Origin of the sequence: Pedobacter nototheniae (genome assembly GCF_004335085.1) — a bacterium.
Taxonomy (GTDB): domain Bacteria; phylum Bacteroidota; class Bacteroidia; order Sphingobacteriales; family Sphingobacteriaceae; genus Pedobacter; species Pedobacter nototheniae.
In genome coordinates this window covers 1-246 of record NZ_RQRS01000100.1, presented here as the reverse complement: position 1 = coordinate 246, position 246 = coordinate 1, and the positions used below count along the sequence as shown (strand labels likewise).

Genomic DNA, 246 nt, shown 5'->3' with positions numbered 1-246 from the left:
ACAAAGTTTTGCGAAAGAAGCCACTTGCATAGCCCAGCAGGTAGCATGGTTATTTTTAACTGTTTTTTCCTGAATGCCCGGCTTACTTGTGTTGAGCCATAAAATATAATCGGCAAACCATTTCTTTTCTGAAGCTGATTATTTTTGGCCAGATCCAAAAAATCCTGATGGACCTTACATTAATAGAGATGGTTTAACCAATCCAGATAATTTTTTAGCGCATCGAAAGGCTATGATTCGCTTTAG

Annotated in this window: 2 protein-coding genes; one reads left to right on the top strand and one right to left on the bottom strand. The window is 37.8% G+C overall.

Annotated features, from left to right (window positions below; all coding sequences use genetic code 11):
• Window positions 1-75, bottom strand: a 75-nt coding sequence (locus EHC72_RS23160; protein ID WP_246029483.1) for an alginate lyase family protein, incomplete at its 3' end; no start/stop codon positions are given.
• A gap of 103 nt (window positions 76-178) precedes the next feature.
• Here EHC72_RS23160 and EHC72_RS23350 point away from each other — a divergent pair.
• A partial coding sequence (locus EHC72_RS23350; RefSeq protein WP_394346902.1) for a hypothetical protein occupies window positions 179-246 on the top strand: 68 nt, incomplete at its 3' end.